Annotated in this window: 8 protein-coding genes; 2 read left to right on the top strand and 6 right to left on the bottom strand. The window is 44.0% G+C overall.

Annotation, left to right across the window (positions count from 1 at the left end; all coding sequences use genetic code 11):
- The first annotated feature begins 52 nt into the window (after positions 1 to 52).
- On the top strand, positions 53 to 2,092 hold the full coding sequence (locus JL001_RS08475; RefSeq protein ID WP_200975683.1) for a glycoside hydrolase family 127 protein: 2,040 nt from the start codon (positions 53 to 55) through the stop codon (positions 2,090 to 2,092).
- An 86-nt stretch (positions 2,093 to 2,178) separates the two neighbouring features.
- Here the strand turns inward: JL001_RS08475 and JL001_RS08470 are convergent, their stop codons facing one another.
- From JL001_RS08470 to JL001_RS08460, 3 genes are all read right to left on the bottom strand, one after another.
- Positions 2,179 to 2,913: a hypothetical protein gene (locus JL001_RS08470; protein ID WP_200975682.1), complete on the bottom strand. Its 735-nt coding sequence runs from the start codon at positions 2,911 to 2,913 to the stop codon at positions 2,179 to 2,181.
- Between the two features lie 308 nt (positions 2,914 to 3,221).
- Entirely contained in the window at positions 3,222 to 6,248 is a 3,027-nt protein-coding gene (locus JL001_RS08465; protein WP_200975681.1) for an AAA family ATPase, read from the bottom strand.
- The gene (locus tag JL001_RS08460) at positions 6,245 to 7,483 is read right to left on the bottom strand and encodes an exonuclease subunit SbcD (protein ID WP_200975680.1); all 1,239 of its coding nucleotides are present in this window, start codon (positions 7,481 to 7,483) and stop codon (positions 6,245 to 6,247) included. The genes JL001_RS08465 and JL001_RS08460 overlap by 4 nt, the downstream gene beginning before the upstream one ends.
- Positions 7,484 to 7,611: 128 nt before the next feature.
- Between JL001_RS08460 and JL001_RS08455 the strand changes: the two genes are divergently transcribed.
- Complete coding sequence (locus JL001_RS08455) at positions 7,612 to 8,145, top strand: septal ring lytic transglycosylase RlpA family protein (RefSeq protein ID WP_200975679.1); 534 nt, start codon at positions 7,612 to 7,614, stop codon at positions 8,143 to 8,145.
- Positions 8,146 to 8,257: 112 nt separating this feature from the next.
- Here JL001_RS08455 and JL001_RS08450 read toward each other — a convergent pair whose 3' ends face one another.
- The 3 genes from JL001_RS08450 to JL001_RS08440 form a co-directional block, all read right to left on the bottom strand.
- Positions 8,258 to 9,172 (bottom strand): bestrophin family protein, encoded by a 915-nt coding sequence (locus JL001_RS08450; RefSeq protein ID WP_200975678.1) that lies wholly within the window; start codon positions 9,170 to 9,172, stop codon positions 8,258 to 8,260.
- Positions 9,173 to 9,350: 178 nt separating this feature from the next.
- A complete protein-coding gene (locus tag JL001_RS08445) occupies positions 9,351 to 10,772 on the bottom strand; it encodes a sialate O-acetylesterase (RefSeq protein ID WP_200975677.1) in 1,422 nt (473 codons plus the stop codon).
- A 43-nt stretch (positions 10,773 to 10,815) separates the two neighbouring features.
- Complete coding sequence (locus JL001_RS08440) at positions 10,816 to 14,262, bottom strand: glycosyl hydrolase (RefSeq protein WP_200975676.1); 3,447 nt, start codon at positions 14,260 to 14,262, stop codon at positions 10,816 to 10,818.
- Positions 14,263 to 14,394 lie beyond the last annotated feature (132 nt).

Raw genomic sequence — 14,394 nt, 5'->3', positions numbered from 1 at the left:
TGGTAGGGAGAAAAGATACATGAATGAATAGTCATTACAAAAAAAATAAACAATGAACCTAAAGTATGTGATTGCAGGAATAGGAATAAGTTTTTGCTCCTCCCATGAGGCCATGGCCCAGCAAAAAGGCCTGATGGACAATTCCCAAAGCCCTTATGTAAAGTTAAGGAGCGTGGGTTTGCAGGAGGTTACTTGGACAGGAGGTTTTTGGGGTGAAAAGTTCAAGATGAGCCAAGAAAAAACGGTCCCTTTCATGTGGGACTTATACCATGATGCGGAGACCACGCATGCCGTACGAAATTTTGAAATTGCCGCTGGATTGATGAAGGGAGAATTTGATGGTCCCTCTTTTCATGATGGGGACTTTTATAAAATCTTTGAAGGTATGGCTGCCCTATATGCAGAAACCCAAGATCCCGCTCTGGACCGACAGATGGACGAAGCCATTGCCCTTATTGCCCAAGCCCAGCGTGAAGACGGCTATTTGCATACTCCCGTTTTGATCGAGGAGCGCTGGGGTACCCTGGGTGAGGAAGAGCTGCAAAAGCAACTGGGATTTGAGAAGTACAATATGGGGCATTTGATGACCGCTGCTTGCGTTCATTACCGGGCCACAGGCAAAGATAATTTCCTTCAAGTAGCTAAAGGAGTAGCCAATTTCCTCTATGATTTTTACCAAAAAGCCTCTCCTCAATTGGCTAGAAATGCCATCTGCCCAAGTCATTATATGGGCATGGTGGAAATGTACCGTACCACCAGAGACCCAAGGTACCTGGAACTTGCCAAGAACCTTATCGATATCCGGGGCAAGACGGATGATGGTACCGACGACAACCAAGATCGTGTGCCCTTTAGAGCGCAAACAGAAGCCATGGGACATGCCGTTCGGGCCAATTATTTATATGCGGGAGTGGCCGATCTTTATGCAGAGACCGGTGAAGCAAAGTTATTGGAAAACCTAGAATCTATCTGGGAAGATGTGGTCTATCGCAAAATGTACATTACGGGAGGTTGTGGTGCACTTTACGATGGGGTATCTCCTAATGGGACATCCTATAATCCCACTGTGGTACAGAAAATCCATCAAGCCTATGGTAAGCCCTACCAACTTCCCAATGCGGCAGCGCACAATGAGACCTGCGCCAATATCGGCAATGTGTTATGGAACTGGAGAATGCTCCAAGTAACCGGAGATGCCAAATATGCGGATGTGATGGAATTAAACCTCTATAACAGCATCCTTTCAGGCATTGGCATGAATGGAACTGAATTTTTCTACACCAACCCTTTAAGCGCCAAAGATGACCTTCACTACACCCTGAGATGGCCCAATGTCCGTGAAGGTTATATCTCCATCTCCAATTGCTGTGCCCCCAATGTCACCAGAACATTGGCAGAAGTAGCCAATTATGCCTACAGCCTTTCCGAGAAAGGTTTATACATTAATCTATATGGCAGCAACAAACTGAAAACAGCAAATTCAAAAGGTGAAAAAATAGAGATCCAGCAAAGGACATCCTACCCATGGGATGAAAAGATCACTTTGGATTTGCTTAAAATACCCTCCGATAATTTCAACTTATTTTTAAGGATACCTGGCTGGTGCGATCAATCTGTTCTGAAGGTTAATGGAGAAGAAGCACCCCTGCAGTTCAAATCTGGAGAATATGCACAAGTTGCCAGAAAATGGAAACAAGGTGACCAAGTGGAATTGACCTTAAAAATGCCCATAAAATTTCTGGAAGCCAACCCTTTGGTAGAGGCAACCAGAGGTCAAGTAGCCGTAAAAAGAGGGCCACTGGTCTATTGTGTTGAGTCCATGGACTTACCCGCAGGCAAAACTGTGGACGATGTCGTTATTTCTTTGAAGGAAGACTGGACTCCCGAACCTTTCGAAATTGGTCAAAGTACACTGATCAGTCTAAAGGGAAATGTATATTTCCAGCAGGAGGACAATTGGGAACAAACACTTTATCGGGCTGTGAATCCTCAGGAATATGATCAAGGAACTATCCGTTTGGTACCCTACTACAGTTGGGCAAATCGCGGAAAGGGAGAGATGCTGGTCTGGATGCCCTTTGAGAGAAATTGATCATAAACATCTTTTGAGATCCTAAAACCAAAAAGGCCCCAGAATTACCTGGAGGCCTTTTAAGGGTTTATATGTGGGTTTAAATCTTATTTGAATTCTCCATTTTTCAACTTAAGTGCATCTTCAAGATTGGCTTCAATCATGTCATACACGGCTTCATTTCCATCTTCCCCATTGGGTCCTACAATGATCATACCATCACCATCCCCATCTTGTACCAATGCCGGGTCAATCCCCATAAGCAACTGATCCATATAGAGTTCAAGTACAATTTCTTGTGTGGCTGTGATCTCAGTAGCTGCATTAAATTTGATATCAATTTTATCTTCCAAATCCATGTACATCAGAGAGGGAATACCCTTCCAGTCTGCTTTGACCATAACAGACTTCCCATACATGGGAGAAGATTCCGGAAGGTCCATCGCCTTGGTAAGGTCAAAAGTCAAGTTGGTATAAAAACCATTTGGAGCAAGGAAACTTCCCATTCTAGAAAGCAAGATATGCTCATCTGTCACTAAAGGGACCACAAATTTCGGGCCTTTGTTTGGAGTGATGATACTAATAGGCTGTGACTTATTTTCCGCTATTCTGAGATGCATTTTTACGTCTTTCACGGAAATACTCACATCAGTAACGGTCACATTTTTAAAGACCAAGCTTCCATCATCTGCATCTGACGGGAAATTGGTGCTCACCTTAGCAGAAAGTACAACTTCACTTTCTTGAACTTCAGGCATTTCGTCGTTTTGGCTACATGAAGCCATCAGGGCACTTATAGAAAATACCAAGAGGAGATTTCTAAAAATTTTTGTTCGGCTCATAATTGTAATTTTTTGGTTCTAGTTTGACTGTGTTTGTCGTATGTAGAAACTATATTAATCAAGAATAATTTTATTCTAACAGCCACTGTATTGAATTGTAAACCATCTGTATTTTTAATTTTTTCAGGTAAATAATTTTGACTGGAATACATTTTATTGGGCTTGTCAAAAGTTTTCTTGGAGACATCTCCCTTTCCTTATTTATAGAAAAGGTGATAGGCTAAAAAATATAACTACGGAGCAGTTCTATAAAAAAAGGCTCCATCTATAGATAGAGCCTTTGCAAGATCATGATATTCTCCTTACGATTAATAGGAATAACTTACTTGGCTGCCAGTTTCCGGATCAAGCTCAACTTGGGCAAAAACACCGATTTCCTGCTGGAGCTCCTCCACATGGGAAATGATGCCCACGATCCGGTTTTCGTGTCTTAAGGATTTTAAAGTATCAAACACCGTTCTCAATGCATTCTTGTCCAAGGCACCAAAACCTTCATCCAAAAAGAAAAAGCTCTGTTCCGCCCTGTTCAGGGATTTTACCTTTTCGGCCAAGGCCAAGGCCAAACAGAGGGACGCCTGAAAGGTCTGTCCGCCTGAAAGGGTTTTCAGCAAACGCTTCTTTCCTCCATTGAGGTGATCTTGCACCCAGAAGGTATTATTTTCATCCACCTCCAAGCTTAAACTGTTTTTGGCCAATTTCATAAAGCGTAGGTTGGCGGTCTGCACCAGCTCCTTGAGGTAAATGTTGCTGATGTATTTTACAAAGCCACTACCCTGAAACAAACCTGCCAGTTCCTTTAAATTGGCTTCCCTGTTTTCTACTTGCTTAAACTGCTGGGCCAGTTTTGCCTTTTCCTCAAGTCTGGACTTGATTTCTTCAATTTGGTTTACTAGGAGTGAAAGGGTCTTTTGCGAGTCTTCCAGCTCTTGCTTGGCTTCTTCAAAAGCGGTGATGATAGTCTGGAACTGACCTGCATCAAAATTGGCCACCGCTTCATCACTGGACAGTTCCTGAATTTTGGCTTTGGTAAGATCCAGTTGCCTGTCGAACGCCTTAATTTGTTCTTCAAGTAGGGCTGGCTCTACCTTGCTTTCCAGTAATTCACGAACTGCCACACTATCAGAAAAGCCATGCTCGGCCATAGCCAGGGAAAGCCTGTCTTTCAGTTGGGCAAGCTTTGTCTTTACCTCTTCCAAGCGCTGTTGGTAGGTGGATAAATTGGCCAAATTGGTGGTCTGCTTTTGTTGTATTTCTTTGAGTGCATCCTGTGCCCTGGGCAGGTTGACTTCCAAGTTTTCCAGGTATTCCTTTACCTTGGCGATATCCTGCTCAATTTTATCCGCATGGACATCACGGTATTTCTCCAGCAAATCCGGATAATTGATTTCTTTCAACTTAGTATCCACTTGGGTTTGCAAGGTCTTGATGGATTGTTCCGCCTCTTGGACTTTTTCCAGGTCTTTTTCTGAATCTGTCAAAAATTGCTTGTAGGCTATGTTTCGCTCTTTTAACCTTTGCTGAAGTGCTTTTTCCTGCTGAAAATCCGACTTGGCTTTTTGAAGTAACTGCTCTATTCCGTACAGGCCGTCCACCCCCTCAATGGAAGCAATCAGTCTTTCATTTTGGGAGGAAAGTCCCTCAAGTTCCTCCTGCTTTTCCTGATAGGTCTTTTGCTGCCCTTCCCATAGCAACTGCTTCTTTTCATAATCCGCTTTAGCTTTCTGAAGCTTTTCCTGATAAGACTTGCATGCCTTTACACGAACTTCATTTTGAGTCAGCTTTTCTGAGTCAAACTGGTGGGAAAGCGGGTCTGGATGTTCCGTTGATCCGCATAACGGACATGCTTGACCATCTTGCAAATTCTGCGTATAGCTATAAAGTCCTTGCTGCTGCAGAAGTATTTCCCTTTCTTTCTGCAGGTCATTCCATTCACTTTGGGCAGCTTCCAGCTTATCGCTAAAATGACTATCCTGAAGATCAGCATCATCAAGAAGCAAGCGCATCTCTTTTTGATGATTGGCCATTTCCGCTTTCAAGGACTCTATTTGCCCAGACAGTCTTTTGACGGATTCGGTGTTTTGTTTTAGAGCTAGGGAAGTAGATTCCAGTTGGCTGATAAGCTCCACCTCTGGCACTTCCAACTGCTCTATTTCCTTTTCAATTTCCTGAATTTGGGTTTCTTGATTTAGCTTTTGACTTTGGAAAGAGGCCGTTTTTTCTTTTAAAACATTTAGCTGTTCTTGCAGTTTCCTTTCTTGAAGAGCCAATTCATTGAGCGCTTTTATCTGGAGCAAATCCCTGATGCGGGCTTCCTTTTCTCCTTTTGTAGTAAAATCCTGATAAAGTTTTTGGTACCGCGCTTCCTTTTGTTGAACCTCTTCAGCCAAGCTAATTTTAAATCGCTCACACTCTCCCACACTCTTTTGGTACTTCTCCAAATCAATCTCCTGCTCTTGAAGCTGATCAATGATCGGCTTGAGAAAGGTCAAAGCCCTCCGGTATTGGTCCAGCTGCTTTCTCCTTTGCTCAAAAGCTGGAAGCTGACTTTCCAACTCCCTCAATTGATGCCGCTGAGCAGTCAGCTGCTCGGCCTTTTCTTTTACCGTTTTTGCCAGTTGAAGAGCGGCATCTTTCTCTTTTAAGATGTGTTCGTATTTTGCTTTTTCCTGCTTTAGGGCATGCTCCTTTTCCTTTGCCTCTTGCAAGGCTTCTTTGGAAAAAGCCTCCAATCCTTCCAACTGGGTTTCCAGTTTGATCTTCTTTTCCTTTTCCGCAGAAAGCAGCCTTCTGGTCTTTTCGGACAGGTCAAACCGTTCCAAACCAAAAAGCTCTTTCATCATATCCGCCCGGTCTTTGGGCTTCTGTTCTATAAACTCCCTGAATTTTCCTTGCGGAATGATCACTGTTTGCCTGAAGTGACCCATTTTCATCCCTACCAAGTCTTCCCCCCTGGCCTCCAAAGGCACCCAATTGCCTTCTTTCATTTCATAAAAAGTGTGGGTTGCTGGCTTGACATCATCAAAGTTTTTGGTATTTCTCTTGGCCAAGTAGCTGGCCTTGTACGTTTGGGCATTGTTCTTTCCCGCCTTAAACTCAAAGTTGATATATATCCCAGGGCTTTGAAGGTTGACCATACTGTTTTTCTCTCCCTTACTGGCCAAGCGTTCTGTGGTGCCATAAAGGGCCAGCAAAACAGCTTCCAAAATGGAAGATTTCCCACTGCCCACTGCCCCAAAGATGCCAAAAAGCCCGGCGGCAGTAAGTTGTGTAAAGTCAATCAGCTGTTTTTCTCGGTAGGAATAAAGTCCTTCAATTTCCAGTTTAATTGGGATCATGCTGTTTCTTCGTTGTCGGTTTGTCCGATAATTTCATTAAAAAGTGATTTGATCTCTTCGTTGGGTTCCAAGCCTTTTGCGCTTTGGTAATAGCGGGAAAACAGGGTTCCCATATCTTGTCCCAAATCTTCAGCCTGAAGGCTGCCATCTTCGAGTTGATGATCCCCTGTAAGTTTTGGGATCAAGCTGACAATACCATCGTGGGCTTTCATAATGGCCTTACGCGTTTCGGCATCGATGGAAGTTTCCGTCTCATAAATCACTTCCACAAAACAATAAGGATTTTCACTAAGCCACTCAAGCGTGGTGGCCAAGGTGCTAAAGCTTTTTTGGTAAAGCGGCCGGCCCTGTTTAAGCGGAATGGCTTGGTATTTTACAGCTTGGGCAGGTGATGCTTCAATTAAGACCACCTTCTTTTCTTGGTTCGCCTCACTAAAACTGTAAGCGAGGGGAGAGCTGCTGTACACCACCGGGCAAGGAGATTGATCCACGGCATGATAACGGTGGAGATGTCCCAGAGCAGCATATTGCATAGAAGAGGGGATCAAGTGGGTGTAGATGGCCTGAGCACCTCCTACATGGAGGATTGGCCTTTCACTTTCTGGTTCTGCTTCTGGTTTTTCTCCTTCCTTCATAAAAAAGAAATGCCCCATAAACAGGTTGACACCCTCTTCATCACAAAAATCATCAGCAACTTTTTGCCATTGCTGTCCCAAGACCTTCCGCAATTCGGCTTCCTTGTCCTCTTCACCCAGATAAGTTTTAAGCAAGACTTCATTGGCATAAGGGGCCAAAATAATCCGCACAGGAAATTCCAATTGGGGCAATTTCAATTCAACAAAGCCCGATGTGGATTTTGTAATCTCCAGTCCACTATCCAGTTTTTCAGGAGTAAATTGTTGGTCATACTGACTGTAGAACAATATACCCAATTCCTTGGCCAAAGGGTTGGGGGCACTGACAAACTGGGTGCTATCATGATTACCTGAAATGGCCACAATGGGACGTTTTCCTTCATTGGAAAGCCTCCTGAGGGTTTTATAGAACAACTCCACTGCCTCATGACTGGGGTTAAAAGTGTCGAAGAGATCCCCTGCCAGTAAGACCAAGTCCACATTTTCGCGCTCGGCAATCTCCGTAATCTCCTTCAAAACCAGCTGCTGTTCTGGCAACCTGGAATATTCCTGGAGTCGCTTCCCAAGATGCCAATCCGCTGAGTGTAAGATTTTTAACATAATTTAAAAATGCGAAATTTTCGTTTTAAACTAATTTCAGATTAAATTTAGGCGCTTAAAACTTGGTAAGCAAACCTATTTCAAGGCGATGGCCGTATTTGGCATTCAAATTGAGTAGGCCGATCCTTATGAAAAAAACATGTTTTTTGGTCCTTTGCTTGTTGGCCTTATTTGGCTTTAAGGCATACTCCCAACCAACTCTGATAGAGCCAGATTCAACCCTGCTAATTGAGAAGGGAATAGCGAGTTATTATGGAAGATTTTTCCATAATCGGAAGACCGCTAATGGTGAAATATTTGATATGGAGGGCATGACTGCTGCACACAAAAACCTGCCATTTGGTACGATGGTCAGGGTGACCAACTTAAAAAATGGCAAGGAAATCATCGTAAAAATCAATGACCGCCTACCGCAAAATTCCAGAAGAACCATTGATCTGGCCAAAGGCGCTGCCAAAAAGCTTGGAATGATTCAAATGGGCTTAGCTCCCGTTAATATCAGCGTCCTAAAACCTGAAGCCGTTTCTACACTGATGGACTATTACCGAGAGGAAGTTCCTGAAAGTATCCGACTCAGAATGTATTTTGACCCCATCACGATAGAGCGTGACACCACCCAACTTTTCCTCTGGCCCGAACCTGAATTTACCAGTGCTTTTTAAGGGCTGAAATTAGACTCCAGGTATAAGGCTTTAGGTTTTTGTATTGAATACCTACGTATCAAATCTAATGTCTCCCCTCTCTTGTCTACTGACTCCAGACTCAATACTCCCCCTACATCACATACTCCTCATTGACCGGACTGATCGGAGCTGGTATATGCTCTTCTCGAATCATCTCCAACAAATTGATTTCAATCGTTCGGGTAATTTGGTCCAATGGAATTCCAGTGGGAATGGGCTCAAAAGGATCCACTATAGAATGGCCGATAAAATGGATGGTATGGAAAACATAACCAATAACGGTCGCAAAAATAATGGCCCTCCAACCTACATTGGGAGCAACAGCCAGGGTAAAGGCAATGTTAAACAACCAAATAAACCCTTTGGTGTAGTAATTATAGGTGGTGGGGAAGACGGTATTTTTAATCCTTTCAGATTTGCCCATCTCATCACAAAACCGGGTGATTTCCCCGTTGAGCTCCAGAAATTCAAACCCATCAATCAGTCCATCTCTTTTCCAACTTTTGAGTTCCGTAGTTTGCAAGCTCAGAATGGCATTGTGCTTATTACTTTCATTTTTAATAATGTCCAAATCACTCTGAATCAAGTACTTTTTATACTCTTCATCCTTGGTCCCTCGCAGAGTTTCTTTGAGGGCATAAAGAAATGCAATGTGCCTTTTGACAGCATATTCCTTCATAAGCTCTAGGTTGCTACCCGTGATTTTGTCTGTGGCCGAGGGCAAGTGGATGACATTTCTGGCCCAGGTTCTGGAGCTGTTGACCAATACTCCCCATATTTTGCGGGCTTCCCACCAACGGTCATAGGCCTGATTGTTATTGAAGCCGATAAAAAATGCCAAGGCAGTACCTAAAATAGTGGGGATGATGGCCGGCATCTCAAAATGGTATTGGATAAAGTACCAATACACAAAATAGGACATCGAACAGGTGAAGGCGACCAAGAGTGTGTTTTTCCAGGTGCCACTGACAATTCTACTCAATCGAATATCATGTGTGATAATCATTTGCAGTATCTTTTAAAGTAAGGGTAACCAATTTAAGAAAAAGACCTGAAATACAATGATTTGTCAGCTATTGAAATAAATTCATGTCCGCTCACAGCCATAGAGCCAGAAACACAGTTCCTATTCATGCTAAAAGCCCATTCTCCAAATTGGAAAGTGGGCAATGATAAAATTTTATTTACCAGTCATCTGTCCTAAAGGAACTCAATGGCAATCCACCTGTACTGAAGATTTCTCCAACCGTAAAATCCTTAAAGGCATACCTCACAGCCACCGGCTTTTCTACTTGGGGAGAAGACAGTATCACTGACTTCCTTCTTAAGACTGCAGTGGCAGGATGAAATACCCGATCCTCTCCGGCAATTTCAAAATTTGTCACCTCTTTTCCATAAACCGTAATGCCATTGGGCACATGATCAAAAGCTACAATAACAGTGCTCCCTTTGATTTCCATAGCTTCAAATTCAGGACTAGTATACTCAAAACCTTCGACTCCGTAAGTTTTATTTAAGGCCAAATAAGCCAATCGCTGACCTCCTGCCTTTTTATCGGCCGGATGGATATTTTCTTTTTCTCCAATATCCATCAATACTGCCATTCCACTATTTGAAATTCTTTGGGTAGCTTTTCTTTGTGCATCTCTGAGATAGGCTGAGTTGTTTTTTTCAATTACCTCATTGGGATTAAACATGCCATAATTGAAGGGGGCAATCTGACAATAGTAAAATGGAAACTCTCCCTCATCCCAAAGCTCTCTCCATTCACGCACCATAGTCACCATCAACTCTTCATATTGCTCAGGTCGGCCATTATTGGACTCTCCCTGATACCAAATCGCACCTTTGATGCCATATCCTATCACGGGCGACAGCATTCCATTAAACAAAGCGGTAGCCGTACGGTTGGGCACATCAATATCTTCCTGCTGCTGAGGAATGGTTATCTCCTCTTTAAAATCCTCCAACATGGCCTCACTCATCCAAGCTTCTATATTGGAACCTCCATAGGAAACATGAATCAAACCAACGGGCACATCTAAAACTCTTTGGATCTGTGTACCAAAGAACCATGCTGTGGCACTGAAATTGGAAGTGGTGGATGGCTTGGCCTCTTCCCACTGCCCTTCAAAATCCTTGGCTACCTCCACCGTCGATTTTCGTGGCACCGTAATCAAGCGAATAGTTGAATTTTTGCTGTTGACAATAGCCTCATTTCCCGCTATCACAGGTTGAGCAGGAAAGCCTTTCAGGGGCATCTCCATATTGGACTGGCCAGAGCACAGCCATACCTCTCCGATCAGGACATTTTCAAGACTCATTTCCTGACCATCACTGATGGTAATGGAATAAGGACCGCCTGCTTCCGGTGTACTCACCTTCACATTCCATTCTCCTTCCCCGTTCGCCTTGGTTTCATATGTTTTATTATTCCAGGATGTAGTAATGCTTACTGTTTCACCTGCATTCGTCCAACCCCAAATTGGCGCATCCATCTGCTGTTGTAGGATCATATTATCTGAAAAAATAGCTGGCAATTTCACCTCGGCGAAAGCTAACTGGCTGATGATACATAGGGTCAAAAATGCTACTAGCTTTTTCATATCTATTTATAGGTTATTTGTGATACTTGTGTCTTGTTGCTACTTATTCTTCTATCCTCTTTAACACCTTCACTGGCTCCAATAAACCAGCCTCCAACAAGTCCCGACCTTCGATTCGGTCCAAATCTGCAATGGTGCTGGTAAACCTCTTCTCTTTGGGTAGCTTCAAGTCACCAATGATCCTGTTTGTCCAGGTATTGGAAACCGCAATTTCCAGTTCATTCTTACCTTCCTTTAAAGCATCGGAAATAGGTACTTGATAAGGAAAAGTCCAAGCCACCCCACAATCTTTACCATTGACTTTCACCGAAGCTATATTGGCCACCTTACCCAAATGTAACCAGAATTCTCCTTCTGGATCACCGTCCCAATCAAAAGTATTTTGATACACAGCTGTTCCGGAATAGTACTTTACACTGTCATTGGGATGGGCTGGCCAGCTATATAAATTCTCCATTTGTATGGGTTTCTGTGGCCCTCTGTATGCGGTATCAAAGCTAACGGTCCAAATATCCTTGATTTCTTGGATAGGTTGAAAATTAGACCAATTGGCCCCTTGCTCACTTCCCATTTCTGCAGTGGCCTCTCTGAAGATCACAAACAGCGATCCATTGGCGGGCAACTTTACCTGAAGCTGCGTCCTTCCCTTCACCAGTTCCCAAGAATTCACCGGATATTCCTTATCCCAAACGGGATCATAAAATACAGGCTTTTTGCCGGAAATTCTAAAGGAAAGATTGAACTCTCGCTCCTCCTCAAGCTGATTGGAAATGAAATAAATATCCTCGTGGTGACTTTTCCTATGGGCAAAGGCAAAGTCTTGGTTCCGCCGACCGTCATGACTATCTATCGCCACCACATCTGGTTCTAAACCTAAACCACCAAAGGTGCTTTGGACATAAGGCAATTTTACCACAGTTCCCTTACCCACTTTCCAAGACTGGACTTGACCTGTACTATGCCCGCTAACTTCTCCCTTCCATATTTCATCCACGATAACAGACAATGCCTGGTCATCTCCCATTTTACCAAGTGTCCCCAGTGGCTTTTCATCCACTACAACTGTGGCTCCAGCTTGGACCAAATCAAATATTTTTTTGGCCACCTCCAAAGACATGTAATTGGCATTGGGGTTCATTTTTCTGACCCCAGGAAACACCAGCAAGGCATAGGAAGCTCCCCCCGGCAAAACCACCTTGCCGTCTTTCACTTCTGCTAGGTTCAGCAGGGCATCTTTATTGAAAGAATCATAATGATACCCCCGCAAGGGGTCAGTCCAATCTTCAGCATCAGCCATGTTGGCAGCATGCTTTACTCCCGCTGGAATCACCCTTGTAGGTTGATCCTCATTGGCCCAGCGAGCCTCTTCTCCTGTAACTCTCTCCTCTCCAAATATTCCCGGTAAAAAGGCTACTAAGCGCTCAGGTAACACAGACCGACTTGGCAAATCTTCTCCTGAAAACACGGCGACGTCCACCACAGGCTTACCCTTCTGCAACTGGTACTGAGTACGCTGTGCATAGTCCACCCAAGCCTTGGCGGGCTTCCACCAAGTTTGGTCTCTTTGAAAGTACAAACCAATGACATCCAAGGTCATTCCTGGCTTTCGGTCAAGCCAAGGGTTATGGACAAAAACATGATAGAAGAATCGATTGATGCCCATGGCATAATTTCGATCTCCCAAAGTTTTGAGCATCCCAGGATATTCATTCCAATCCATCCTGATCTGCGTAAATGCTTCCGCTTGGATAATTTGCTTCCCATAAATATGCCCCCCTGATATGGCATCCCGCATGTCATTGGGTTTGTCATGGGTGGGGCTGTTCAGCCAAAATTCCCCGGCCGGTAAATCGATGTATTTGAAATGCTCCATCCCATCACTCACCATAGTGGGAGCCACATTTTCCGAACTGAACTGCATACCATTCTTCTTCGCCTCCACTTGCAAGGTTCCAAAAAAATTATCCATGATCAATTCTGAAATCGTCGTTCTCAAATCATATAAAACCCTTTCGGAAGTCTCTGCACTTTCCACAGGCACGCCCGCCAACACAGGTAAATAAGGCAGGATATCATAACCCCGGCGCTTTTGAAATTCTTCCCTGAATACCGGTGACCAGTTCTGGCTACCAGCTTCCCAACTGTCAATATGAAATATTTTGAGCACCCTCTCAGCCAATTCTGGCCCGGCAGTTCTGATCGCCTCTCCAAACCATTGGTCAAACTGAAACTTGACCGCTTCCGCACTAAACTTATCCACTTCCAAACCTTTAGCTCCACCTCCGGTGTAATTGGTATGGCCAGTAGAGGTATAACCAAATCGCATGATTTTCCATTTTCCCTGTGGAGCTTGCCAAGTCAGTTGGCCATTTTCACCCATCTGGCCTGAAATATCCAGTACTTGCTCCATTGGTACACAATCCTCAGTAGGAATCACTCCAGCATCAGTCCGTTCACTCATCCGCCAAGCTGCTGCGGATTTGCCTTCATACTGGCTGATTTTAGGACTGGTAGAAAGGGCAATGGTCTTTACTTTTAGAGAGGGCTTCCATTTTGCGGCATCCAAATCTTCTGCCCCGGGTTCAGTGCCTTCTTTATCATAAATAAAGCGGAAATACTTAGCGGTAATTTCTGGGATACTATGGGTATAGTCGTAATCCCAATCCTGCCAACCATGCCTTGGTGGCTTCAAGCGGGTCACTTCCTCAAAGTCCTTCCCATCATCGCTGATCGCTATTTTCAAACGATGGGCTTGATAACTGTTGCCACTGGTCTTAATACGGATCGAACGGCAGGTAAATGGCTTTTCGAAAGCATACTGGATCCAAGCTTCATCATTCGTTCCGAAATGCTCGTCTGACTTATCATCAAGCAAAAAGTCTACATTCTTCTCCTCCAAGCTACTGGTAACTTTCGGATGCATATCTGCTGCATCAAGCTCAAAACCTTCTTTTACAGGAAATGCATAAACAGCTAACTCCCTGTAATAATCCTCATAGTGATCGGGCATAGGCATATTCAGATGGACTTGCCGGCCACCTGCTACTAAGGTATCAGCCCATACCACCTTTTGCATGGAGTTTTCTGGGGTGATCCAAGGACCTCCCGCCACTGCAAAACCGTCACAGGCATGCATGGCCAATCTCAGTCCAAGTCTATCTGCCTCTTTCATCGCATGATGTACCATTTCCCACCATTCCTTAGAGCCTTGCAAAGTGGGCTCATCCGTCAGTGGTGGATCAGCAGGACCTTTGATGGACATCAAAAATGCACCACCAATGCCCGCCTCTTTCATCGCTTCTAAATCTGCCGTTATCCCTTCCTTGGAATAAGTGGAATACATCCAATACCAATACACCCAAGGCTGCGAACTCTCGTATGTCGGTTCGAAGACTTCAGCTTTTTCTTCCTTTTCTGGACTGCTACATGCCCCGATTAAGAAGGCTAATAACAAAAAGAAAATGGTATTTCGGGTCTTTATTCCAGACATTAGATTTAAGATTTTAGATGGCAGTTTTTTAGGAATGCCGCTTTACTTTACTTTTGATCAAATTGTTGCCCCAGCAGTTCTACTGCGAGGCCACTAAAATTGAGCCTGTCTGCATCAAGCAGGCCTGTGGTT

Origin of the sequence: Echinicola sp. 20G, from assembly GCF_015533855.1 — a bacterium.
Classification (GTDB): Bacteria; Bacteroidota; Bacteroidia; order Cytophagales; family Cyclobacteriaceae; genus Echinicola.
The sequence above is the reverse complement of the archived record's forward strand: the minus strand, read 5'-3'. Positions and strand labels throughout refer to the sequence as shown.